The 20,707-nt window shown below is 73.3% G+C and carries 22 protein-coding genes; 7 read left to right on the top strand and 15 right to left on the bottom strand.

The features are described from left to right. Both TR48_RS12945 and TR48_RS12940 read left to right on the top strand, forming a co-directional pair. Positions 1-610: ECF subfamily RNA polymerase sigma factor, BldN family (locus tag TR48_RS12945; RefSeq protein ID WP_052442636.1), on the top strand; the 610-nt coding region annotated here is incomplete at its 5' end. Positions 611-787: 177 nt separating this feature from the next. Continuing rightward, the gene (locus TR48_RS12940) at positions 788-1,966 is read left to right on the top strand and encodes a DUF5667 domain-containing protein (RefSeq protein ID WP_042366270.1); all 1,179 of its coding nucleotides are present in this window, start codon (positions 788-790) and stop codon (positions 1,964-1,966) included. Positions 1,967-2,034: 68 nt separating this feature from the next. Here the strand turns inward: TR48_RS12940 and TR48_RS12935 are convergent, their stop codons facing one another. From TR48_RS12935 to TR48_RS12910, 7 genes are all read right to left on the bottom strand, one after another. Next, entirely contained in the window at positions 2,035-3,093 is a 1,059-nt protein-coding gene (locus tag TR48_RS12935) for a lysophospholipid acyltransferase family protein (protein ID WP_042366268.1), read from the bottom strand. Beyond that, positions 3,090-4,148 (bottom strand): NAD-dependent epimerase/dehydratase family protein, encoded by a 1,059-nt coding sequence (locus TR48_RS12930; protein ID WP_042366266.1) that lies wholly within the window; start codon positions 4,146-4,148, stop codon positions 3,090-3,092. Before TR48_RS12930 ends, TR48_RS12935 begins: the two co-directional genes overlap by 4 nt. 131 nt (positions 4,149-4,279) lie before the next feature. After that, complete coding sequence (locus TR48_RS40350; RefSeq protein ID WP_438363660.1) at positions 4,280-4,369, bottom strand: 30S ribosomal protein bS22; 90 nt, start codon at positions 4,367-4,369, stop codon at positions 4,280-4,282. A 175-nt stretch (positions 4,370-4,544) separates the two neighbouring features. Continuing rightward, positions 4,545-4,754 carry a helix-turn-helix domain-containing protein gene (locus tag TR48_RS12925; RefSeq protein ID WP_037602249.1) on the bottom strand — a complete coding sequence of 70 codons (210 nt, stop codon included), beginning with the start codon at positions 4,752-4,754 and terminating at the stop codon, positions 4,545-4,547. Positions 4,755-4,879: 125 nt separating this feature from the next. After that, entirely contained in the window at positions 4,880-5,737 is an 858-nt protein-coding gene (locus tag TR48_RS12920) for a phosphatase (protein WP_042366262.1), read from the bottom strand. 14 nt (positions 5,738-5,751) lie between these two features. Next, positions 5,752-6,912 (bottom strand): acetoin utilization protein AcuC, encoded by a 1,161-nt coding sequence (locus TR48_RS12915; RefSeq protein WP_042366259.1) that lies wholly within the window; start codon positions 6,910-6,912, stop codon positions 5,752-5,754. Further along, the gene (locus tag TR48_RS12910; RefSeq protein ID WP_042366257.1) at positions 6,909-8,117 is read right to left on the bottom strand and encodes an MFS transporter; all 1,209 of its coding nucleotides are present in this window, start codon (positions 8,115-8,117) and stop codon (positions 6,909-6,911) included. Before TR48_RS12910 ends, TR48_RS12915 begins: the two co-directional genes overlap by 4 nt. Before the next feature lie 164 nt (positions 8,118-8,281). On the opposite strand from TR48_RS12910, the gene TR48_RS38835 reads away from it, so the two are divergent. Further along, the gene (locus tag TR48_RS38835; protein ID WP_084729304.1) at positions 8,282-9,826 is read left to right on the top strand and encodes a M23 family metallopeptidase; all 1,545 of its coding nucleotides are present in this window, start codon (positions 8,282-8,284) and stop codon (positions 9,824-9,826) included. A 16-nt stretch (positions 9,827-9,842) separates the two neighbouring features. On the opposite strand, the gene TR48_RS12900 is transcribed toward TR48_RS38835, so the two are convergent. Next, on the bottom strand, positions 9,843-10,484 hold the full coding sequence (locus tag TR48_RS12900; RefSeq protein WP_042366309.1) for an HAD family hydrolase: 642 nt from the start codon (positions 10,482-10,484) through the stop codon (positions 9,843-9,845). 69 nt (positions 10,485-10,553) lie between these two features. Next, on the bottom strand, positions 10,554-11,363 hold the full coding sequence (proC, locus tag TR48_RS12895) for a pyrroline-5-carboxylate reductase (protein WP_042366256.1): 810 nt from the start codon (positions 11,361-11,363) through the stop codon (positions 10,554-10,556). 104 nt (positions 11,364-11,467) lie between these two features. On the opposite strand from proC, the gene TR48_RS12890 reads away from it, so the two are divergent. Next, the gene (locus tag TR48_RS12890) at positions 11,468-11,842 is read left to right on the top strand and encodes a VOC family protein (protein WP_042366254.1); all 375 of its coding nucleotides are present in this window, start codon (positions 11,468-11,470) and stop codon (positions 11,840-11,842) included. A gap of 14 nt (positions 11,843-11,856) precedes the next feature. Here TR48_RS12890 and TR48_RS12885 read toward each other — a convergent pair whose 3' ends face one another. Next, entirely contained in the window at positions 11,857-12,786 is a 930-nt protein-coding gene (locus tag TR48_RS12885; RefSeq protein ID WP_439654467.1) for a proline dehydrogenase family protein, read from the bottom strand. A gap of 146 nt (positions 12,787-12,932) precedes the next feature. Between TR48_RS12885 and TR48_RS12880 the strand changes: the two genes are divergently transcribed. Then, positions 12,933-13,388: a hypothetical protein gene (locus tag TR48_RS12880; protein ID WP_042366252.1), complete on the top strand. Its 456-nt coding sequence runs from the start codon at positions 12,933-12,935 to the stop codon at positions 13,386-13,388. Positions 13,389-13,536: 148 nt separating this feature from the next. Continuing rightward, a complete protein-coding gene (locus TR48_RS12875; protein ID WP_052442633.1) occupies positions 13,537-14,646 on the top strand; it encodes an SCO2583/SCO2584 N-terminal domain-containing protein in 1,110 nt (369 codons plus the stop codon). Here the strand turns inward: TR48_RS12875 and TR48_RS12870 are convergent, their stop codons facing one another. The 4 genes from TR48_RS12870 to TR48_RS12855 form a co-directional block, all read right to left on the bottom strand. Beyond that, positions 14,647-15,159 (bottom strand): hypothetical protein, encoded by a 513-nt coding sequence (locus TR48_RS12870; protein ID WP_042366249.1) that lies wholly within the window; start codon positions 15,157-15,159, stop codon positions 14,647-14,649. Positions 15,160-15,194: 35 nt separating this feature from the next. Beyond that, positions 15,195-17,045 (bottom strand): dihydroxy-acid dehydratase, encoded by a 1,851-nt coding sequence (gene ilvD / locus TR48_RS12865; protein WP_042366247.1) that lies wholly within the window; start codon positions 17,043-17,045, stop codon positions 15,195-15,197. 39 nt (positions 17,046-17,084) lie between these two features. Beyond that, positions 17,085-17,954, bottom strand: coding sequence for a sugar phosphate isomerase/epimerase family protein (locus TR48_RS12860; protein WP_042366245.1), 870 nt, complete (start codon positions 17,952-17,954; stop codon positions 17,085-17,087). An 81-nt stretch (positions 17,955-18,035) separates the two neighbouring features. Next, on the bottom strand, positions 18,036-18,965 hold the full coding sequence (locus TR48_RS12855) for a Ppx/GppA family phosphatase (RefSeq protein WP_042366242.1): 930 nt from the start codon (positions 18,963-18,965) through the stop codon (positions 18,036-18,038). A 138-nt stretch (positions 18,966-19,103) separates the two neighbouring features. Here TR48_RS12855 and TR48_RS12850 point away from each other — a divergent pair, with 138 nt between their 5' ends. After that, the gene (locus TR48_RS12850; RefSeq protein ID WP_042366241.1) at positions 19,104-19,925 is read left to right on the top strand and encodes a DUF3109 family protein; all 822 of its coding nucleotides are present in this window, start codon (positions 19,104-19,106) and stop codon (positions 19,923-19,925) included. Between the two features lie 30 nt (positions 19,926-19,955). Here the strand turns inward: TR48_RS12850 and TR48_RS44300 are convergent. After that, positions 19,956-20,707 (bottom strand): BACON domain-containing protein (locus tag TR48_RS44300; RefSeq protein ID WP_439654466.1); only part of this gene is annotated, 752 nt, incomplete at its 5' end.

Raw genomic sequence — 20,707 nt, 5'->3', positions numbered from 1 at the left:
GTCGGGGTCGGCGGGCGCGGGGGCGGCCGGATCGGAGGCGGACACAGGCTGGGAGAGCCCGGCCGGGAACCCGATCATGGCGCTGGTCGAACGCGCCCAGGACGGCGACGGCGAGGCCTTCGGCCGCCTGTACGACCACTACGCGGACACGGTCTACCGGTACATCTACTACCGCGTCGGCGGCCGGGCCACGGCCGAGGACCTCACCAGCGAGACCTTCCTGCGGGCGCTGCGCCGCATCGGCACGTTCACCTGGCAGGGCCGGGACTTCGGCGCCTGGCTGGTCACCATCGCGCGGAACCTGGTGGCCGACCACTTCAAGTCCAGCCGGTTCCGGCTGGAGGTCACCACCGGCGAGATGCTCGACTCCAACCAGGTCGAGCCGAGCCCCGAGGACTCGGTGCTGGAGTCCCTCTCCAACGCGGCTCTGCTGGAGGCGGTGCGCCGGCTCAACCCGCAGCAGCAGGAGTGCGTGACGCTCCGCTTCCTGCAAGGGCTCTCGGTGGCCGAGACGGCCCGGATCATGGGCAAGAACGAGGGGGCGATCAAGACCTTGCAGTACCGTGCGGTCCGCACGCTGGCCCGACTGCTGCCGAGCGATGCCCGGTAGCGGCGACACCCACACCTGCGGAGCTGACGCTTGCGTAACCCTCCCCTCTCACAATCGTTGCGCAGGATGCAAGGCCCAATTCCGGGAACTGCTTCACCCTTTCGGGTGGATCGCGGCGCGACGGTGCAACCTGCCGCTCGGCCGAACAGTCGATAACGTCGAGAGGAGGTGCTGCCCATGACAGCGAACGTGCTGGAGTTCCGTCGGGCGAGAGCCTTCGCCGACGCCGTGGATGCGCGGGACGCCCGGTTCGACGACGAGCCCGGCGAGGGCGAGGGACAGTACGACCACATGCTCGCCATGGTGACCGCCCTGGCCACCGTGTCCGGGCCGAGCCTTGACCCTCAGGTCCGCCTGACGCAACGCGCGCTGCTGGTGGCCGAGTTCGAGCGGGTCTTCGCGGGCGGTGGCGGCGCGACGGTGCCCGCCCAGCGCTCCCGTCGCGGTTCCCACCGCGCGGTTCGACCGGCGGCGCTGTGGCCGTCCACCCGTTGGGGTCGCCGCCTCGCCGTCGGCGGTCTGGCCTCGATGATGGCGCTCGGCACGCTCGGCGGCGTCGCCGTCGCCGCCACGTCGTCCCTGCCCGGGGACGCCCTCTACGGCATGAAGCGGGGTCTGGAGGACTGGCGGCTCGACCTCGCCGGTTCGGACGAGGAACGCGGCAAGCTGCTGCTGGACGAGGCCTCCACCCGCATGGCCGAGGCCCGCCAACTGATGGGCCGCGGCGCACCGACGGGCCCCCGTCGGCTCAGCCCGCAGACCATCGCCGACCTCGACCGCGCACTGTCGGACATGAACGTCGAGGGCAAGCGCGGCCGCGATCTGCTCAACGAGATCTACCGCCGCAGCCACTCGCTCGCTCCGCTGCGGCAGCTCGCCGGGTTCGCGGCGGTGCAGAGCCGGGCGATGGACCAGCTCGAGCCTGAACTGCCGGGCCAGCTCGACCCGGTGGCCTCGCAGGTGCGCGGCCTGCTCTCCGGGATAAGGCAGGAGGTCACCCCGCTCCTCCCGGGCCAGCCGGGTGCGGGGTCCGACTCCGACTCGGGCGGCTCCCCGTCCCCGTCCCCGTCCGTCGGGGCACCCTCGGGCAGCACCACATCGGGTACGGGCACGATGCCGAGCGGTGCCTCGCCCTCCACGGCGCCCTCGGGCCAGACCACCTCCGGCACGGGCAACCTCGTCGGCGGCTCCGGCCTCGGCAGTGTCGGCGGCCTGCTCGGCGGCGCCTCGCCCTCCACGGCTCCCTCGGCCACGCCGAGCGCGAGCCCGAGCGGCTCGGGAGGGAACGGCCTGACCATCCCCCCTTTGGTCGGGGGCTTGTTGCCGGGGATCGGGATCGGGGTCTCGGGCAGCTAGCCGACTAGGCACGAGGGGCGTGAGGCACCGCGCGAACGCGGGGTGCCTCACGCCCCTCAGCGGTTCCCTCAGAAGAACACCGAACGCCGCTGCACCAGCATCCGGTAGAGCGTGTGCTGGATCGTCTCGCGGACCTGGTCCGTCAGGTTGAACATCAGCATCGGGTCGTCCGCCGCCTCCGGCGGGTAGGCGTCCGTGGGGATCGGCTCGCCGAACTGGATGACCCACTTCGTCGGGAGCGGCAGCGCGCCCAGCGGGCCCAGCCACGGGAACGTCGGGGTGATCGGCACGTACGGCAGCCCCAGCAGCCGGGCCAGCGTCTTCGCGTTGCCGATCATCGGGTAGGTCTCCTCCGCCCCGACGATCGAGCACGGCACGATCGGGACCCCGGCCCGCAGCGCGGAGGAGACGAAGCCGCCGCGGCCGAAGCGCTGCAGCTTGTAGCGGTCGGCGAAGGGCTTGCCGATGCCCTTGAAGCCCTCCGGCCACACGCCGACGATCTCGCCGTTCTCCAGCAGCCGCTGCGCGTCCTCGTTGCAGGCGAGCGTGTGCCCGGCCTTGCGGGCCAGCTCGTTCACCACCGGCAGCACGAAGACCAGGTCCGCCGCGAGCATCCGCAGATGACGCTGGGCGTGGTCGTGGATCGCGACCTGGGTCATCAGCGCGTCCAGCGGCAGCACCCCGGAGTGGTTGGCGACGACCAGCGCGCCGCCCTTGGCGGGCAGGTTCTCCGCGCCGCGCACCTCCACGCGGAAGTACTTGTCCGCCAGCGGGCGCATCAGCGACAGGAAGACCTGCTCGGTGAGCTCCTGGTCGAAGCCGAACTCGTCGATCCGGTAGTCGCCGGTGAGGCGCCGCCGCAGGAAGCCGAGGCCGTTCGCGGTCCGCCGCTCCCAACCGTCGCCGAGGACCTTGCCCGCGACGCCGCCCAGCGGGCCCGCCAGCGCGTTGCCGACGGCCTGCGCCACGGCCTCGGCGACGCCGCCCTCGGAGCCCGGCGTCCCGGCCCGCGGCGGCTGGTCTTCCGCCTGCGGGGGGCGGGCCGCCGGGACCCCGCGGCGCTTGGTGATGGGGATGACCTTGGCGTCGCGCTCTTCGCGCCAGGTCCGCTCCCGCGCCGAGCTCATCCTCGCGTCCTCTCGATCGTCACTGGCAGCGTGCTCGCGACCCGGTCCGTCCACGCCGCGACACGCGCGGGCGGCAGCAGGCCGGGGCCCTGCACGGCGCCGAGGCAGGCCAGGGCCTGCTCGGTGCTGTAGGCGGGGGTGTAGCCGAAAGTCTCCCGCAGCAGGGTGGTGTCCACCACCCGACCGTGCGTCAGCAGCCGCAGCTGCTCCGGGGAGAAGTCCAGCATCCGGGCCTGCCGGGCCAGGCCGGCCATGAAACTGACGGCCTGGAGCAGCATGGGCAGGGTCGGCTTGCCGAGGCGCCGCGCGGCCTGGGAGAGCAGCATGACGCCGTCGCCCGCCACATTGAACGTACCGCTGTTGGTGGTGCCGCGCCGGGGCTCCAGCGCGGCCAGGCGCAGCACCTCGACGGCGTCGTCCTCGTGGACGAACTGCAGCCGCGGGTCGAAGCCGAGGACGGTCGGCAGGACCGGCAGCGCGAAGTACTCGTTCAGCGGGGTGTCCGCGTCCGGGCCGAGGATGTTGGCGAAGCGCAGCACGCCCACCGCGACGTCGGGACGCCGCCGGGAGAAGCCGCGCACGTAGCCCTCGACCTCCACCGCGTCCTTGGCGAAGCCGCCGCTCGGCAGCACCTTGGGTTGCATGCGCTCGTGGAAGACGGCCGGGTCGCGCGGCGCGGAGCCGTAGACGCTGGTCGTGGACTTCACCACGAGCCTGGAGACGCTCGGGGCCTTCTGCACCGCGGCCAGCAGCTGCATAGTGCCGATGACGTTGGTCTCCTTGACCGCGCCGCGGCTGGTCGAGCCGAGCGTGGTGGTGCTGACGTTGAGGTGCACCACCGTGGTGACGCCGTGCTCGGCTATCACTCGGGCGACGACGGGCCTGCGGATGTCCGCGCTGACGAAGCTGTACGGCGCGGCCCCCTCGATCGGCTGTGAGGGAGGCTGCACGTCGACCCCGACGACGTGGTCGACGCCGGGCTGGTCTCTGATCACCCGCGCGAAGCGGCTGCCCAGATGCCGGCCCACCCCGGTGACGAGAACGACGTTTCCCACGACGCCCCTCAGCCCCTCTCCGCTGCACACCTACAGCCGCACGACGGCTTCGCCGGACAAACAGAAGCCGCCCGCACCAGACAGTAACGTCGGTGCGGGCGGCTGGACACCTTCGGCGTGGCCGAGCGGTGTTACTTCTTGTTACGACGCTGGACGCGCGTGCGCTTGAGAAGCTTGCGGTGCTTCTTCTTGGCCATACGCTTGCGGCGCTTCTTGATCACGGAACCCATGGGAACCTCACTCACTGGACTAACCCGCGAGTGCGGGCAACCGGGTCCAAACGTTGATGGAGGCCAACAGACTACCGAAGTCTGGGCGCGAAACGTAATTCGGCCCGGCGCCCGCGACGTGCGCGGGATGCCGGGCCGGATTCTCACAGGATCGTGCTGTCGGTTCCTACGCGGTCTCCCGTCCCACGTAGGAGTCGCGGAGGTAGTCGTGCACCGCTTGCTCGGGTACCCGGAACGACCGCCCGACCCGGATGGCCGGCAGTTCGCTGCTGTGCACCAGGCGGTACACGGTCATCTTCGACACTCGCATCACCGAGGCGACTTCCGCCACGGTGAGGAAGTTGACCTCGTTCAGAGGCCGCTCTCCAGACGCCATGACAACACCGCACCTTCTCCGTGTGACGGGCACCGGCTTCCCCTCCGGTGACTTAAGCCGGCACACGCGTATCCCCAGAGTAGTTGCGGGTGGTACGAGTGGGAAGGGGGAGACGGGCCCCGGGATTACCGAGACAGATCGGCCAGTTGCAGTACGTAGGCGGTCGGCAGTCTGTAGCAGTCCGGACACAGTCCGTCGTCGATCGGGATGGCCACCTCGACCTGCCCCTCCTCCTCCGCGACGAAGACCGCGGGGTCGTTGCTGTCCGCGAAGCCGGCGGCGCGCAGGCCGAGCCGTCCGGCCGCGCAGACCCACCCGTGGTCGCCCAGGACCAGGCCAGGGGCTGGCTCGCCGCTCTCGGCGAGCGCGGCGAGGGCGATCCGGACGGGCTGCGGCGAGTGCGTGTGGACGGGGTCCCCCGGGGAGCGGGGGCCGTCGCTCCCCTTGCTTGACGCGCCCCCTTCATACACCACCAGCACGCCGACCCGCTCCTCGTAGTCAAGGCCGCACCAGCGCGGACCCTCACCCGTGTGCATCAAGAAGCGCGTACCGCGCGCGGGCGTACGCGTCGCGCATCCGGCGGCGCGCAGGGCGCGGCCGAAGGCGGCGTACATCGCCCGCAGGGGGCCAGGGTGTCCTGTCCCGAGCAGCGCGCCTGCGTGCGCGGCGGCCTCGTCGGCGGCGGTCTCGCCGAGGACGACGGCGAGCCGCTCCAGCGCGTCGGCCGTCCGCTCGGGGTCGATGGTGTCCTGGCCGTGCCGATGGCGGGGGTCCGGAGCCACCCCGCACCGGCGGGCCATGAGGGCGAGGAGCTCCGCCTCGGTCCGGTCGCGCAGCGGGTCCAGGCCGAGCAGCATGTCCGGATCCCGCCGGACGAAGCGGGCGTAGTTCCGCAGGTTCGCCTCTCGGGGCGTCGCGACCTCGCCCGCGAGGCGGGTCGCGAGCAGGTGGGAGACGAGTGCGTCGCGCGAGACGGGAGCCATGCGTGCCCCTGGGGTCAGAGGAGCAGTCCGTGGTGCGGGAAGACCGCCTTGCGGGTGGCGATGATCGCCTGGTCGACCCGGTCGGCCGGGTCGTAGCCGCCCTCGAAGTCCTTCCAGGCCGCCGCGAAGCCGTCCGTCATGCGCTGCGGAGCCGTCGTCCGGGTGAGCGCGCGGACCTCGGCACGCCACTCCTCGGGCGTCTCGGTGTCGGCCGCGATCGGCTGGCCGGCCGACAGCGCGACCAGGTGGGTCCAGGAACGCGGGACCACGTCGACGACCGCGTAGCCGCCGCCCCCGAGGGCCAGCCAGCGGTCCCCGGTGTGTCGCGCCGCCAGCTCGCGGATCGTGGTCATCACCGCGCGCTGGGCGTCGAGGCTGATCGCGAGGTGGGCCAGCGGGTCCTCGATGTGGGTGTCGGCGCCGTGCTGGGAGACGATCACCTGCGGGTCGAACGCCTCGACCAGCGGCGGCACGATCGCGTGGAAGGCCCGCAGCCAGCCGGCGTCGCCGGTGCCCGCCGGGAGGGCGACGTTGACCGCGTAGCCCGCCGCGCCGCCCGTCTCCTCGGGCCAGCCGGTCTGGGGGAAGAGGGTGCGGGGGTGCTCGTGCAGCGAGATCGTGAGCACGCGCGGGTCGTCCCAGAAGACTCTCTCCACGCCGTCGCCGTGGTGGACGTCGACGTCGACGTAGACGACGCGCTCCGCGCCGAGCTCCAGCAGGCGGGCGATGGCGAGCGCGGCGTCGTTGTAGATGCAGAAGCCGGAGGCCTGGCCGGGCATCGCGTGGTGCAGGCCGCCCGCGAAGTTGACGGCGTGGCCGCCCTCGGCCCAGACCGCCTCGGCCCCGGCGACGGACTGCCCCGCGATCAGCGCGGAGGCGGCGTGGATCGCGGCGAACGCGGGGTTGTCCTCCGTGCCGAGGCCGCGGGCCGGATTGGGGACGCCCGTCGCGGCGACCGCCTCGACGGCGGTGATGTAGCCGGGCTCGTGCACCAGCCGCAGTGTGGACTCCCCCGCGGCCGGCGCCGCGAGCACGCGGACCTCGGGGAGCGCGTCCAGGCCGAAGGCCCGCACCAGGTCCATCGTCAGCCGGAGCCGGACCGGGTCCATCGGATGGCCCGGCCCGAAGTCGTACGTCGTGAGGGCGTCGTCCCAGTACAGCCGCGTGACGGTCATACCGCCACGGTATCGGCCTCCGGCTCCCTGACGACGCTCGGCCCGAACGCCTTGCTGACGGTGAAGACCGTGAGGATCAGCACCATCGGCACCAGCATGGCGACGCGGTAGCCCGTGGCCCCGGCGAGACCGCCGACCAGCGGCGCGCCGACCAGGAAGCCGACGTAGTTGAAGATGTTGAGCCGGGCCACGGCCGCGTCCGAGTCCCTGGGGAAGAGCCGGCCGCCCGCGGCGAACACCTGCGGGACGATCACGGAGATGCCGAGGCCGACGACGGCGAAGGCGGCGACCGCGATCCAGGAGCTCGGGGAGACGGCCACCAGCAGGAAGCCGGCGGCACAGACCGCCGCGCCCAGCCGGACGGTGCGGACGCTGCCCCAGCTCTGCACGCGCGCGTCGCCCAGCAGACGGCCGATCAGCATGACCACCATGTACGCGTTGTAGGGGACGGTGGTCATCTGCTCGGAGCTGTGCAGGCCCTCCTGGAGGTACTTGGCGGCCCAGTTGGAGACGGTGGCGTCGCCGATGTAGGCGACGCACATGGCCAGGCAGAGCGGCAGCAGCGGCTTCCACGGGATGGAGCGGTTCGCGGCCTCCGCCGCCTCCTCGACGGCCCGCCCGAGCTCCGCCGGGCCCGCGTACCAGCGCCCGGCCACCAGGACGGAGGCGGCGACGAGGACGCCGACGGTGCCGAACATGGACAGCAGGCTCAGCTTGAAGTGCACCTGCGCCCAGGCCAGCGAGGCGCCGATGATGCCGCCGAGGCTGAACGCCGCGTAGAAGGTCTGCATGATGCTGCGCCCGTAGCGGTGCTGAAGGGCGACGGCCGACATGGCCTGACTGGCGTCCAGGCCGCCGACGGTCAGGCCGAACGCGGCCAGCGCGACGGCGGCCTCCCACATCCGGTCGCCGAGGCCGACGCCGAGCAGGGTCAGGCAGACCAGCGGCTGCACCACCCGCAGGACGGCGCGCGGCGAGGTCTTCTTGACCACGAACTCCATGGAGATGGAGCCGACGCCCGCCAGGATCGGCACGGCGGCGAGAAAGACCGGCAGCAGGCCGTCGCTGATCCCGTACTGGGTCTGGATGCCCGGGATGCGGGTGACGAGCAGCGCGAAGACGGCGCCCTGGGCGACGTAGCTGAACAGCAGGGAGCTGCGCGCGTGCCGCAGTCCGGGCGTGATCTCAAGAGCTGCTGTGGTCATCCGGGTGTCCCTACCCTACCGGCCGGTATCCGAACAGGTTGGCGCGAGCGTACGGACTGGCGGGCGGCAGCGGAACCCCCGTCCGAGGATCGATCCGCAAAGGCAACCCGTGGCGAACCACGTCGTTCCAGGGCAGAACGCCCCGCGTTCCCTACCGTGGGCGCATGGGTATGGCAACGCGTCTTCGTCTCCGTTCGGCCGGCCGCGCCCCGGGGACGGCCGACCCCGTCGCGCAGACGCTCGTCGCGCTGTTCGGCGCGCCGGAGGTGGCGCCGACGCTGATCGGCGAGCGGCTGCTGGAGCGGGTCCCGGTGCACCGGCTGCAGGAGGCGGTCGACGCGCTGCGCGAGCGCCACGGCGAGCTGCGGAGCGTGCGGCGGCAGAAGGACCTGCACCTGCTGGTCTTCGCGACCGGCTCGGAGCTGGCCTGGGCCCGCCTGGACGAGGACGGCCGGCTGGCGTCCTTCGTCACCGGCCCCGGCGCCCTGACCGCCCGCCTCGCGGCCCGGACCGCCACCGTCCCCGTCCCGCGCGGCGCGGTGGAGACGGCTGCGGGGCCCGCGTCGGAGCCCCGGCCCGAGCCGACCTCGGAGCCCGCGTCCGAGCCGATCTCGGCGCCGGAGTCGGCAGCCGCGCCGGAGTCGGGATCGGCAGCGTCGGGATCGGCGGCGTCGGGAGCGGCGGCCGCATCGGCGGAGCCGCCCCTGGCGCCGGACCAGGCCGCGCCCGTGCGCACGCCAGCGCCCGTGCCGGTGCGCGGCGGCGGGCCGAAGCCCGCCGCGGTGGCGCGTCTCCAGCGCACGGTGCTCGCCTACGCGGCGGCGACGGCGGCGGAACTGACGTTCCCTTGGCTCGCCGGTGGCGCGACCGGCTGGCTGCTGATCCTGGCCCAGACGCCCGCCTTCGCCTGGTACGTGCTGCGGACCGCGCCGACGTGGGCGCTGCCGCCCTGGTTTAGCTCGCTGCCGCTCGCCCCGGCGGTGGTCTCGGTGCTGGCCTTCGGCCACGTGCTGGGCGCCGGCCTCGGCTGGGGCCCTCCCGGCCTGCCCGAGACCGGCCTCTTCGTCGGCGTGGCGGGCCTCACCGCGTGGACGTGGCAGCGGTCCCGTCCGATCCCCGGGGCGCCCACCGCGCACCCCCTCCAGCTGCGCTCGCCGCTGCGCGGCGGCGTCTTCGTCTGCACCGAGGCGGGCGGCCCCGCCGTCAACCGCTACGCCGAGGCCTCGCTCTCCCCCGGCGGCGAGCGCAGCGCGCGCTACGCGGTCGACCTGGTCCAGCTCGGCGAGGGCCCTCAGTGGCGCGGCCGCCGCGCGCTCGGCCTGGCGCCCGCGACGAACGAGCGGTACGCCGTGTTCGGCCACCCCGTCGTCAGCCCCGTCGACGGCGTGGTGCTGGCGGCCGTCGACGGCCTGCCCGACCATCCGCCGCTGGCCTCCTGCGCGGGCCACCCGGACGGCAACCACGTCCGCATCGGCACCGACCGCGGCGTGGTCGTCCTGAGCGGCCTGCGCGAGGACTCCGTCCAGGTCCGGCGCGGGCAGCACGTCGCGGCCGGGACCCCGCTCGGCTCGGTCGGCAACAGCGCGGCGGGGCCCGAACCAGCCCTGCGGATGCGCGCGGAGAGCAGCGTCGGCCTCGGGCTGCCGTTCCGCCTCACCGAGGCCCGAGGGGATCTGCAGCGGGGGAAGCGCCTGGCGGTCGGGGAGTGACGCGGGGGCGGTGCGCCTAGAGCAGCGCGTGCATCTGGGCCAGGTCGTCGACGATCCCCGTCGCGTCCGCAAGCCGCGCCCGCGGCGTCAGCGCGGCGTAGCCGTAGACGTCCATGCCCGCCGCGCGCGCCGCCGCGACGCCCAGCGGGCTGTCCTCGATGACGACGCAGCGCTCGGGGGCCACGCCCATCCGCTCGGCGGCGTGCAGGAAGAGGTCGGGGGCGGGCTTGCCGCGGCCCACGTCCTGCGCGCTGAAGAGCTGCGCGTCCGTGAAGAACGGGCCGAGGCCGGTGACCTCGTGGGCCGTGCGGATCCACTCGTGGTGCGCGGAGGAGGCGACGCAGTAGGGAACCCGGTCCGCGACGAACTTCAGCAGCTCCGCCGCGCCCGCGACGGCCGTCAGCTGCTCGCGGAAGGAGGCGAAGACCCGGCCGTGGAAGTCCGCGTCGAAGGTCTCGGGCAGCCGCGCGCCGTCGTAGCGCTCGGCTATGACGTCGTGGACCGTGTGGGCCGCGGCGCCCATGAAGTCGCGGTACGAGTCCTCCAGGGTGGTCGGGAAGCCCAGCTCCGTCAGGTAGTCCGCCAGGAGGCGGTTGGAGAGCGGCTCGCTGTCCACCAGGACGCCGTCGTTGTCGAAGATCACCAGGTCGTATCGCAGCACCCGGTCAACCCTACTGGGGCCGCCGACCCTGCCCGCCGGTTCTGCCCGTCGGCCCGGACCGCGGGCCTACTTGCCTCCGGAGGCGAGCTCCTGGGAGCGGTCCCTGGCGGCCTCCAGCGCGCCCAGCAGGGCGGCGCGGACGCCGTGGTTCTCCAGCTCGCGGATCGCGGCGATCGTCGTGCCGGCCGGGGACGTGACCGCCTCGCGCAGCTTGACCGGGTGCTCGCCGGAGTCCCGCAGCATGACGGACGCGCCGACCGCCGCCTGGACGATCAGCTCGTGGGCGACGGTGCGCGGCAGGCCGAGCAGGATGCCGGCGTCCGTCATCGCCTCGACGAGGTAGAAGAAGTAAGCGGGGCCGGAGCCGGAGAGCGCGGTGGCCGCGTCCTGCTGGGACTCCGGGACGCGCAGCGTCTTGCCGACCTGGCGGAAGATCTCCTCGGTGCGGAGCAGGTGCTCCTCGGTGGCGTGGGAGCCGGCCGAGATGACGCTCATCGCCTCGTCGACGAGGACGGGGGTGTTGGTCATGACGCGGACCACCGGGGTGCCGGGGGCGAGGCGCTCCTCGAACCAGGCGGTGGGGATGCCGGCGGCGCCGGAGATGACGAGCCGGTCGGCGGGGAGTGCGGGCGCGAGCTCCTCCAGCAGCGTGCCCATGTCCTGCGGCTTGACGGTGAGGATCACCGTGTCCGCGGCCTTGACGGCGTCCTCGTTGCCGACGGCCTCGACGCCGTAGCGGGTGCGCAGCTCCGCGGCCCGCTCGGGGCGGCGTGCGGTGACCAGCACGTCGGCGGGGGCCTTCCCGGCCCGCAGCAGGCCGGAGACCAGGGCCTCACCGATCTTTCCGGTGCCGAGGACGGCGACTCGTTGCGTCATGGGCCCAGTGTGTCACCGGGCACGCGCGGGGCGCGGCAGCGTCCGATACGCGGGCAGGCGGGTCGCCGCGGCCCTGCCTAGGCTGGTGGGAGGAGGTGGTGACGATGTTGGCCGACGTGGCTCTCACCGCCGTCATACCGGCGAGCGACATCGAACGGGCCAAGCGCTTCTACCGCGACACCCTCGGGCTCGCGCTGGTGCGCGACGAGGGGGAGACCCTGGTCCTCGAGTCCGGAGGCGTCCGGTTCACGGTGTACGCGACCCCGAGCGGCGGCCAGGCCGCGCACACGGTGGCCGGCTGGAACGTGGCCGACCTGGACGCGGTGATGGCCGACCTGCGCCGGCGCGGCATCGTGTTCGAGGAGTACGACCTGCCCGGCCTCAAGACCGTCGGCGGCGTGGCGGAGATCGGCACCGTGCGCGGCAGCTGGTTCAAGGACAGCGAGGGGAACATCCTCGGCGTGGTCCAGGGCATGTAGGCCCCGACGACGCGTCAGCGGCCTGCCAGGGAGCGGGCGAAGAAGCCGAGGTTGGCCGGGCGTTCGGCGAGACGGCGCATGAAGTAGGCGTACCAGTCGGTGCCGTAGGGGACGTAGACGCGGACCGTCTCCCCCGCCTCGGCGAGACGGCGCTGCTCGTCGACGCGGATGCCGTAGAGCATCTGGAACTCGTAGCTGTCCTGCGGCCGCCCGGCGCGGACGGCGAGCGCGCCGGCGATCTCGATGAGGCGCTGGTCGTGGGTGGCGACCATGGGGTACCCCTGACCCTCCATCAGCAGCCGCAGGCAGCGCACATAGGAACGGTCGACGGCGGCGCGGTCGCGGTAGGCGACGGAGTCCGGCTCGGCGTACGCGCCCTTGACCAGGCGGACCCGGGAGCCCGCGCCGAGCAGCTCGCGGCAGTCGGACTCGGTGCGGCGCAGGTAGGACTGGAGCACCACGCCGAGGGCAGGGTGGTCCAGGCGCAGCTCGGCGACGGCGGCCAGGGTGGCCTCGGTCGCGGCGTGGTCCTCCATGTCGACGGTGACGGTGGTGCCGGCCGCGTCGGCGGCGCGGCAGATCGCGCGCAGGTGCCCGCGGGCGAGCGCGGGGCCGTCGGCGCCGAGGCCGGAGCCGAGCGCGGACAGCTTGACGGACACCTCCGCGCGCCGGGCCAGCCCGGCCCGGTCGAGCGCGCCGAGGACGCCGACGTACTCGTCGGCGACGGCCTCGGCCTGCCCCGCGTCCCGGGTGTCCTCCCCGAGGTGGTCGAGGGTGACGCCGAGCCCGCGGGCCACCAGGCTGTCCGTGGCGACGATCGCGTCGGCCCGCGTCTCCCCGGCGACGAACCGGGCCACCACGGCCCGCCCTCCCGGCGCGGCCAGCACGGCCTGCCGTGCCCTCGGGCTGTCTGCGGCGGCGAGGAGGAGGCGTCGGGTCAGCATGGCGTCAGCTTAGGGGGCGGCGGGGGTCGGGGCCGGGCGCGGGAAGCGGGGTACGGAGGTCCTTCGCGGGGATGAGGGGTGGACTAGGGGCAAACTCAGGGACGTCCCCTATGGCTTCTGCGGCGGCACAGGCGCACCTTGGAAGCATGAGTCGTAGTGAGATCAGCCCGCGCGAATCCGGCACGCTGGCCGTCGCCTCGGCCTCGCGTGGGCCGTGGCGCACGGCGGGTGTCGTCGGTCTGGTGGGTGCCGGGGCTGCCGTCGGGATCGACCTGATCACCCTGCACTGGTCGCTCGGCATCCTGGCGGGGCCGGCCAGCATCGGTCTCTTCCTCTTCTTCCTGGTCGGCGGCGCCGGCGCGGCGCTCCAGAAGAAGGGCGGGGACCACCGTCTGCGCCGTTGGGCGCAGGAGCACCCCTGGCAGGCGGCGGGCGCGCCCGCGGCCGCGCTCGCGGTGACGAACACGATCACGCAGTACTTCCTGAGCTCCAGCGGCCTGTTCGCGAGCATATGGACGGGCCTGTGGCACGCCGCGGTGCTCTACGCCGTCATCGGCGTGGTCAGCAGCGTCGCCGGCGCGCGCAAGCGCTCAGGGAGCTGACGCGCGGCCGGCTCAGGCGGCCCGGCGGGTCAGGGGCAGAGGACATACAGGGCGACCTGCGCAGAAGGGCGCGTGACACGCGCCCTCTTGCCCAGTTCTTACTCGTTCACTCCTGTGCACGCGTTTAGGCCCTGGTCAGACTGGCGCGGTGCCGAAGATCGACGATCAGCAGGATGACCCGTTCGAGAAGCTCGTGCTCGACGAGGACTTCGTCCGAGCCGCCGAGCACAAGGAGAGTTCCGCGCGCGCCCGGATGCTCTCCGCCCGGTGGAAGAAGAACCCCCCGCAGGACACCTCCTGGCGGGCACCGGTCGTCCCGCTGAAGCCCCGCCGTCGCCGTCGTTGGCAGCTGCCGCTGTTCGTGCTGCTCGCGGCCGCCCTGGTCCTGGTCAGCATGAACGCCAAGAAGGTGCACGACTGGGCCTTCAGCAAGGCTCCGGGCAGCGCCGGGACAGCCCCCGCCGCGGCCCCGAGCATCGCCCCGGCACTCAGCGCCAGCCCCACGGCCGCGCCGCCGACCCCGTTCGCCGACCAGTCCCCGGACATGCAGCACCCGTTCGCGGGCTCCCCCGCGGACAAGTGGCCCTCCGGGGCGGCCGGCATCGCCCTCCCGGCGGCGAAGCCGATCGGCATCTACTCGGCGCACACGGTGGGCAAGGACGAGCAACTGGTCAAGGAGTTCCTGGTCGCGGCCCTCATCGATCCGCACACGGTGGGCGGCGGCTACCCGCAGTCGGCCGTGGATCTGCTCGACCCCTACCAGCGCAACTGGCTGACCAAGGCCCTGGCCCACCCCGACAAGAGCGACGACCCCCAGGGCTGGATCAGTCGGTTCGACCCCTCGTACGCCGTCCCCGTCGGCGATGTCCGCGTCCAGGGCGAGACCACCCTGGCCTCCGACGGCGACGGCGGTCTGCTGGTGAAGACGGACTACGACTACGTCTACGCGGCCCACCCGGCCGGCTCCACCGACGAGGTCGAGCGGGTCATCGCGCGGCGCACGCTGACCTTCCGCTTCTACGACTCGGCCCGTTACGAGGTCACCCCGGGGACAGTGACCATCAGCGACTCCAACGGGACCACCGCCGGTGAGGGCTGCGAGCCGACCGACGGCTTCCTGACCCCGCAGTTCCAGTCGGCCCTGCCGAGCAGCACCGCGTCCGGCCCGGCCCCCAGCGGCCCGGCGACGGACCCCTACGACCTCAGCAAGCCGCTGCCGACCAAGCAGCCCGACTGCGGTCGCTCCAGCCGGACCTGATCACCGCTTGCGCTTCCCCGCCTTGGCCGGCTGTCGGCCGGCCTTGCGGCGGGCCGCCGCCGCGAGGGCGAGCTCGTAGCGGGAGCGCTGCACGCTCTCCCCCGGAGCCTCGACGAGGCTGCGCAGGAAGTAGGAGACGAGCGAGCCGACGAAGCCGACGGCCAGCATCACGCCGAGCGACTTCTCGTCGGCCATCCAGCCGGTCAGTGACTCCTTGCCCCGGGTGAGCACGCTCCAGGTGCGCAGCGCGGCCACGCAGCTGCACACCGCGATGGCCAGCACCAGCAGGAGCTCCACGAACGCGCCGGTGTTGGCGACGACGACGCCCTGCACGGCCAGCCGCATGACGAACGCCCCCGCCGCGACCGCGGCCAGGGAGCCGACGCCGACGGCGACGCGGCGCAGCCAGTAGTCGGGGCCCCCGTCCACCCAGCTGGTTCCGAACCAGCGGATGGCCGGCGCCTCGACACCGGCGTCGGCGGACGTGGGGGCGGGGGCGTTACCTTCAGGCATTCTTCGATTATGCGGGGGCGAGGGCCCCGGCCGGATCAGCCCAGCTTGGTGACGTCGCGCACGGCGCCCTTGTCCGCGCTGGTGGCCATCGCGGCGTAGGCGCGCAGCGCGGCCGAGACCTTGCGCTCGCGGTTCCTCGGCGCGAAGACCCCGCCCAGCTCGGCGCGGCGGGCGTCCAGCTCCTCCTGCGGGACCAGCAGCTCGATACCGCGGTTCGGGATGTCGATGCGGATCCGGTCGCCGTCGCGGACCAGCGCGATGACGCCGCCGGAGGCCGCCTCGGGCGAGACGTGGCCGATGGACAGGCCACTGGTGCCGCCGGAGAAGCGCCCGTCGGTGATCAGCGCGCAGGCCTTGCCCAGGCCCCGGCCCTTGAGGAAGGAGGTCGGGTAGAGCATCTCCTGCATGCCCGGACCGCCCTTGGGGCCCTCGTAGCGGATGACGACGACGTCGCCCTCCTTGACCTGCTTGGCCAGGATCTTCTCGACGGCCTCGTCCTGGGACTCGCAGACCACGGCCGGGCCCTCGAAGGTCCAGATCGACTCGTCGACGCCCGCGGTCTTCACGACGCAGCCGTCCTCGGCGAGGTTGCCGTGGAGCACGGCCAGGCCGCCGTCCTTGGAGTAGGCGTGCTCGGCGGAGCGGATGCAGCCTCCGGCGGCGTCGGTGTCCAGCGTCTCCCAGCGCTCGGACTGGGAGAACGCCGTCGCGGACCGCTGCCCGCCGGGGGCCGCGTGCCACAGCTCGACGGCCGCGTCGGAGGGGGAGCCCCCGCGCACGTCCCAGTTCTTCAGCCACTCCTCCAGCGACGCGGAGTGGACGGTGTGGACGTCCTCGTTCAGCAGCCCGCCGCGGTGCAGCTCGCCCAGGATGGCGGGGATGCCGCCGGCCCGGTGCACGTCCTCCATGTAGTACGTGCCCTGCGGCGCGACGTTCGGGGCGACCTTGGCCAGGCACGGCACGTGGCGCGAGAGCCGGTCGATGTCGTGGACGGTGAAGTCGACCTCGGCCTCCTGCGCGGCGGCCAGCAGGTGCAGGATCGTGTTGGTCGAGCCGCCCATGGCGATGTCCAGGGCCATCGCGTTCTCGAACGCCGCCTTGGTGGCGACGGAGCGCGGCAGCACGGACGCGTCGTCCTGGTCGTAGTAGCGGCGGGTCAGCTCCACGACCGTGCGGCCCGCGTCCTCGTAGAGGCCGCGGCGGGCGGTGTGGGTGGCCAGCACGGAGCCGTTGCCCGGCAGCGAGAGGCCGACGGCCTCGGTCAGGCAGTTCATCGAGTTGGCGGTGAACATGCCCGAGCAGGACCCGCAGGTCGGGCAGGCGTTCTCCTCGATCCGGCGGATGTCCTCGTCGGAGACGTTCTCGTTGACCGCGTCCGCGATGGCGTTGATCAGGTCCAGCTTGCGGACGGTGCCGTCCACGAGCACGGCCCGGCCGGCCTCCATGGGCCCGCCGGAGACGAAGACGGTGGGGATGTTCAGCCGCAACGCGGCCATCAGCATGCCCGGGGTGATCTTGTCGCAGTTCGAGATGCAGATCAGCGCGTCCGCGCAGTGCGCCTCGACCATGTACTCGACGCTGTCCGCGATCAGGTCGCGCGAGGGCAGCGAGTAGAGCATGCCCCCGTGGCCCATGGCGATGCCGTCGTCGACCGCGATGGTGTTGAACTCGCGCGGGACGGCGCCTGCGGCCTTGATCGCCTCGGAGACGATCCGGCCGACCGGGGCCAGGTGGGTGTGCCCGGGAACGAACTCAGTGAAGGAGTTCGCCACCGCGACGATCGGCTTGCCGATGTCCTCGGTGGCTACACCGGACGCGCGCATGAGAGCGCGCGCGCCCGCCATGTTGCGACCGTGTGTGACCGTGCGGGACCTCAGCTGCGGCACGTGAACCAACTCCTTCGCTCGTGCCGTCGAGGGTACGCCCTATGACCGCCTGTCGGACACGCTGTCCGGCATGCGAGCACCGGCGGAGGGGGCGGCCTCCTGGCTGGCGGCCGCCAGATTCAGACGGGTGAACGCGAGGGCCTCGGCGAGGTCGGCCTCGCGTTCGACGGGCCCCGGCGAGCGGCGGGTGTTGACCTCCAGCACCACGTGCCCGTCGAAGCCGTTCCGGGCCAGCCGCTCCAGCAGCTCCGCGCAGGGCTGCGTGCCGCGCCCGGGGATCAGGTGCTCGTCCTTGGCCGAGCCGGACCCGTCGGCGAGATGGACGTGCCCGAGCCGGTCCCCCATCCGGTCCAGCATGGCCAGCGCGTCGGCGCGGGAGGTAGCGACGTGGGAGAGGTCGATGGTGAAGTGGCGGTAGTCCTCGCCGGTCGGGTCCCAGTCCGGCGCGTAGGCGGCGACCTCGCGGTCGCGGTAGCGCCACGGGTACATGTTCTCCACCGCGAAGCGGACGTCGGTCTCGTCCGCCATCCGCCAGATCCCCTGGACGAAGTCCCGCGCGTACTGGCGCTGCCAGCGGAACGGCGGGTGGACCACGACGGTCTGCGCCCCGAGCTTCTCGGCGGCGGAGCGCGCCTTCTGCAGCTTCTGCCACGGGTCCGTGCTCCACACCCGCTGGGTGATCAGCAGGCAGGGCGCGTGCACGGCCAGGATCGGGACCTGGTGGTAGTCGGAGAGCCGCCGCAGTGCCTCGATGTCCTGGCTGACCGGGTCCGTCCAGACCATGACCTCGACTCCGTCGTACCCGAGCCGCCCGGCGATCTCGAACGCGGCGGCGGTGTTCTCGGGGTAGACGGAGGCGGTCGACAGCGCGACCTTGGCCTTCGGCACGACAATGCACTCTTTCGCCACGCTCTACAGCTTAGGGACCCTTTTGCGTGGGGCTCGGGTGGCGCCTGCCACAGTGACGCATCCCTCCCGGGACGCGACCCCTCATCCGGACAGCCGGTCCAGTCGCCGCAGGATGACGCCCTCGCGCAGCGCCCACGGGCAGATGTCCAGCTCGTCGACCCGGTACAGGTCCATGGCCGCCTCGGCGACCAGCGCCCCGGCGAGCAGCTGGCGGGCGCGGCCGGCCGAGACCCCGGGCAGCAGCACCCGCTGCTCGACGGACATCGCCGCGAGGCGCGGCACCCAGTCCTCCAGCGCCCCGCGCGGCAGTCGGCGCGGCACCAGCGCGCCCTCCGACTCACGGGCGGCGCCGGTGATCCTGGCCAGCTGCTTGAAGGTCTTGGAGGTGCCCACCACGTGGTCCGGCGGCCCGAGCCGGGAGACCTCGGCCACCGTGCGGGCGATCTCCGCGCGGACGTGCTTGCGCAGCTCCCGCACCCGCTCGGCGTCCGGCGGATCGCCCGGCAGCCAGCCCGCCGTCAGCCGTCCCGCGCCCAGCGGAAGGGAGACGGCGGTGTCCGGCTCCTCGTCGAGGCCGCAGGCGATCTCCAGCGACCCGCCGCCGATGTCGAGCAGCAGCAGTCGGCCGCTGGACCAGCCGTACCAGCGACGTGCGGCCAGGAAGGTGAGGCGGGCCTCGTCACCGCCGGACAGGACGCGCAGCTCGACGCCCGTCTCGTCCTGGACGCGCTTCAGCACTGCCTCTCCGTTCGCGGCCTCGCGCACCGCGCTGGTGGCGAACGGCAGGACCTCCTCGACCCCCTTGTCCTCCGCGACCCGCATCGAGGAGACGACCATGTCGACCAGCTGCCGCACGCCGTCCTCGCGGATCGAGCCTCCGGCGTCGAGGAGTTCGGCCAGGCGCAGCTCTATCTTGTGGGAGTACGCGGGCAACGGCGCCGCACCGGGGTGCGCGTCCACCACGAGGAAGTGGACAGTGTTGGATCCCACGTCGAGAACGCCTAGTCGCATAGGGGTCCACGCTACGCGATGCCGAACGCCCCCATGGCTCGCCCTGCCTCGATCGCCCGCTCCCGCCCGTTCGGCGCGTCCACGGAGCCGGTCGGCGGCGTCGGCCCCGCCGCGGCATAGGCTGTATGGGTGGCAGCAGTGGACGTGACGATCAGCAGCGCCGCCGAGGTCAGGGCGGCCGAGAAGGCGGCGAAGAAGGCGGCCAAGGCCGCGCGCAAGCGCGAGGTTCCGCTCGACTTCCCGCGCGCCTGGGTGGAGTTCGCCGACCCGGACGACAGCGAACAGGTCTTCCGGTGCGACCTGACCTGGCTCACGTCCCGGTGGACGTGCATCTTCGGGCGCGGCTGCCACGGCATCCGCCCGGGCCGCGCCAGCGACGGCTGCTGCACGCTCGGCGCGCACTGGTCCGACGACGACGACCAGCAGCGCGTCCTCGGCCACGCCGCCCGGCTCACGCCCGAGACCTGGCAGTACCACAAGCAGGGCACCGGCCCCAAGGGCATCAGCGAGCCGGACGAGGACGGCGACCTGCGCACCCGTCGGATCGACGGCGCGTGCATCTTCCTCAATCGGCCCGGCTTCGCCGGCGGCGAGGGCTGCGCGCTGCACACGCTCGCGCTCAGCGAGGGCCGCGAGCCGCTGGAGACCAAGCCGGACGTCTGCTGGCAGCTGCCGATCCGCCGCGGCTACGACTGGATCGACCGTCCCGACGAGACCCGCTACCTCCAGGTCACCATCGGCGAGTACGACCGCCGCGGCTGGGGCCCGGGCGGTCACGACCTGCAGTGGTGGTGCACCGGCAGCCCCGACGCGCATGTCGGCGCGGAGCCGGTCTACGTCAGCTACCGGGCCGAGCTCACCGAGCTGATGGGCCCGGCCGGATACGCCGAGCTCGTCCGCCTCTGCGAGCGCCACCTCGACAACCCGGCCGGACCGGTCGCCCCGCACCCGGCTGACTGAACCTTTCTGCGGAGTCCTCGCCGACCCCGTTCAGGGCGAGGCGGTGACCGGCGCCGAGGAGGCGCTCGCCGACGGCCCCGGCGTCTGACTCGGCGTCGGGCCGCCCGCCGCGGACCCGCTCGGCGACGGGGTCGGCGTCGGCGAGGCGGACGTGGGGCCGGAGGTCGGCGTCTGACCGGGGCTCGGGGTTGAGCTCGGGGCGGAGCTCGGGCTCGCACTCGGGCTGGGGACGCCGCGACGAGTCCCCGTCCCTTCGAGCGTCACCACCGCGCCCGACGGCTGGAAGACGATCCGGGCGGACCACGGGTCGGCGGGGGCCGCCGACTCGTCCACGCTGATCAGGACCGTCAGCTGCGCGCCCGGCGCGAGCGTGCCGCCGTCGCGGCTCAGGCGCAGCCATGAGGCGTCCGTGGCGGCCGTCCACAGCAGCGCGCTGCCACCGGTGTTGGTCAGGGTGACCACCGTACGGTCACCCGACTGCGCCGCGCCCACCTGGAGCTGTCCCTGTGACACGCCGCCACCGCCCGGGCCGGCGCCGGGCGACCCGCCCGGGGCCGAACTCGCGGACGGGCTCGGCGAGGTGACGGTGAAGGCGACGTTCTCGCCCAGGTGCCCGCCGCCCGCAGCCGTGACACCGGCGGGGGGCTGCGCACCGGCGGTGCCGCTCGCGTCGCCCGCGCCCCCGGCCGCCCCGGCCGACGCGCCCGACGTGCCGTCGGCCACCCGCACGGAGGTGACCTGGGCGGCCGGGCTGCTGGGCCCGCCGCCGGCGTGCGTCGCCC

Source organism: Streptacidiphilus neutrinimicus (assembly GCF_000787815.1).
Taxonomy (GTDB): Bacteria; Actinomycetota; Actinomycetes; order Streptomycetales; family Streptomycetaceae; genus Streptacidiphilus; species Streptacidiphilus neutrinimicus.
The sequence above is the reverse complement of the archived record's forward strand: the minus strand, read 5'-3'. Positions and strand labels throughout refer to the sequence as shown.